1 rRNA gene is annotated in these 2,970 nt (G+C 50.3%); it reads left to right on the top strand.

Going from position 1 to position 2,970, the window contains the following annotated elements:
- Positions 1-12 precede the first annotated feature (12 nt).
- A 23S ribosomal RNA gene (locus N482_RS00560) occupies positions 13-2,891 on the top strand.
- The last annotated feature ends 79 nt before the right edge of the window (positions 2,892-2,970 follow it).

Here is a 2,970-nt window from a genome sequence, read left to right as displayed (position 1 = left end):
TTTGGGTTGTATGGTTAAGTGACTAAGCGTACACGGTGGATGCCTAGGCAGTTGGAGGCGATGAAGGACGTACTAACTTGCGATAAGCTAAGTCAAGCCAGTAAGAGGCACTTGAGACTTAGATTTCCGAATGGGGAAACCCACCGCACAGCGGTATCTTACAGTGAATACATAGCTGTAAGAGGCAAACCGGGAGAACTGAAACATCTAAGTACCCCGAGGAAAAGAAATCAACCGAGATTCCGAAAGTAGCGGCGAGCGAAATCGGATCAGCCCTTAAGCTTCAGTGTAATTAGTGGAACCTTCTGGAAAGTTGGACGACACAGGGTGACAGTCCCGTACACGAAAATTTATCTGAAGTGAAATCGAGTAGGTCGGAGCACGTGAAACTTTGACTGAATATGGGGGGACCATCCTCCAAGGCTAAATACTCCCAACTGACCGATAGTGAACCAGTACCGTGAGGGAAAGGCGAAAAGAACCCCTGTGAGGGGAGTGAAATAGAACCTGAAACCGTGTACGTACAAGCAGTAGGAGCCCTTTTAGGGTGACTGCGTACCTTTTGTATAATGGGTCAGCGACTTATATTCTGTAGCGAGGTTAACCATTTAGGGGAGCCGTAGCGAAAGCGAGTCTTAACTGGGCGCTTAAGTTGCAGGGTATAGACCCGAAACCCGGTGATCTAGCCATGGGCAGGTTGAAGGTCAGGTAACACTGACTGGAGGACCGAACCCACTAACGTTGAAAAGTTAGGGGATGACCTGTGGCTAGGAGTGAAAGGCTAATCAAACCGGGAGATAGCTGGTTCTCCCCGAAATCTATTTAGGTAGAGCCTCGGACGAATACTTACGGGGGTAGAGCACTGTTAAGGCTAGGGGGTCATCCCGACTTACCAACCCTTTGCAAACTCCGAATACCGTAAAGTACTATCCGGGAGACACACGGTGGGTGCTAACGTCCATCGTGGAGAGGGAAACAACCCAGACCGTCAGCTAAGGTCCCAAAGTGTATGTTAAGTGGGAAACGATGTGGGAAGGCTAAAACAGCTAGGAGGTTGGCTTAGAAGCAGCCATCCTTTAAAGAAAGCGTAATAGCTCACTAGTCGAGTCGGCCTGCGCGGAAGATGTAACGGGGCTAAACATACCACCGAAGCTACGGCTGCAACGCAAGTTGCGGGGTAGGGGAGCGTTCTGTAAGTGGCTGAAGGTGTGCCGGGAGGCATGCTGGACATATCAGAAGTGCGAATGCTGACATGAGTAACGATAATGCGGGTGAAAAACCCGCACGCCGGAAGACCAAGGGTTCCTATCCCATGTTAATCAGGGTAGGGTGAGTCGACCCCTAAGGCGAGGCTGAAGAGCGTAGTCGATGGGAAACGGGTTAATATTCCCGTACTTGGTATAAATGCGATGGGGGGACGGAGCAGGCTAGGCAAGCATGGCGTTGGTTGTCCATGTGAAAGGCTGTAGGCTGGTGACTTAGGAAAATCCGGGTTGCTAAGGCTGAGAGTCGAGACGAGCTACTACGGTAGTGAAGTTGTTGATGCCCTACTTCCAGGAAAAGCCTCTAAGCTTCAGTTTATATCGAATCGTACCCTAAACCGACACAGGTGGTCAGGTAGAGAATACTAAGGCGCTTGAGAGAACTCGGGTGAAGGAACTAGGCAAAATTGTACCGTAACTTCGGGAGAAGGTACGCTCTTGTTTGTGAAGGACTTGCTCCATAAGCAAACGAGAGCCGCAGTGACCAGGTGGCTGGGACTGTTTATTAAAAACACAGCACTGTGCAAAATCGTAAGATGACGTATACGGTGTGACACCTGCCCGGTGCCGGAAGGTTAATTGATGGGGTTAGCTTAGGCGAAGCTCTTGATCGAAGCCCCGGTAAACGGCGGCCGTAACTATAACGGTCCTAAGGTAGCGAAATTCCTTGTCGGGTAAGTTCCGACCTGCACGAATGGTGTAACCATGGCCACGCTGTCTCCACCCGAGACTCAGTGAAATTGAAATCGCAGTGAAGATGCTGTGTACCCGCGGCTAGACGGAAAGACCCCGTGAACCTTTACTACAGCTTGGCACTGAACATTGACCCTACATGTGTAGGATAGGTGGGAGGCTTTGAAGCACAGTCGCTAGATTGTGTGGAGCCGACCTTGAAATACCACCCTTGTAGTGTTGATGTTCTAACTTAGGTCCCTAATCGGGATTGAGGACAGTGCCTGGTGGGTAGTTTGACTGGGGCGGTCTCCTCCCAAAGAGTAACGGAGGAGCACGAAGGTTGGCTAAGTACGGTCGGACATCGTACGGTTAGTGTAATGGTAGAAGCCAGCTTAACTGCGAGACAGACACGTCGAGCAGGTACGAAAGTAGGTCATAGTGATCCGGTGGTTCTGAATGGAAGGGCCATCGCTCAACGGATAAAAGGTACTCCGGGGATAACAGGCTGATACCGCCCAAGAGTTCATATCGACGGCGGTGTTTGGCACCTCGATGTCGGCTCATCACATCCTGGGGCTGAAGTCGGTCCCAAGGGTATGGCTGTTCGCCATTTAAAGTGGTACGCGAGCTGGGTTTAGAACGTCGTGAGACAGTTCGGTCCCTATCTGCCGTGGGCGTTTGAGAATTGAGAGGGGCTGCTCCTAGTACGAGAGGACCGGAGTGGACGAACCGCTGGTGTTCGGGTTGTTATGCCAATAGCATTGCCCGGTAGCTACGTTCGGGATCGATAACCGCTGAAAGCATCTAAGCGGGAAGCGAGCCTCGAGATGATTTCTCACTTTAACTTAGAGTTAACTAAAGGGCCGTTGAAGACTACAACGTTGATAGGCGAGATGTGGAAGTGCTGTGAGGCATTGAGCTAACTCGTACTAATTACCCGTGAGGCTTAACCATACAACGCCAAAGTGGTTTTGTTTGTTAGAAGTTAAGAACAAAGTAGACGATAAGAATTTAATTAAGCTTTTCCAGATTT

Source organism: Pseudoalteromonas luteoviolacea NCIMB 1942 (assembly GCF_001625595.1).
GTDB lineage: Bacteria > Pseudomonadota > Gammaproteobacteria > Enterobacterales > Alteromonadaceae > Pseudoalteromonas > Pseudoalteromonas luteoviolacea_A.
The sequence above is the reverse complement of the archived record's forward strand: the minus strand, read 5'-3'. Positions and strand labels throughout refer to the sequence as shown.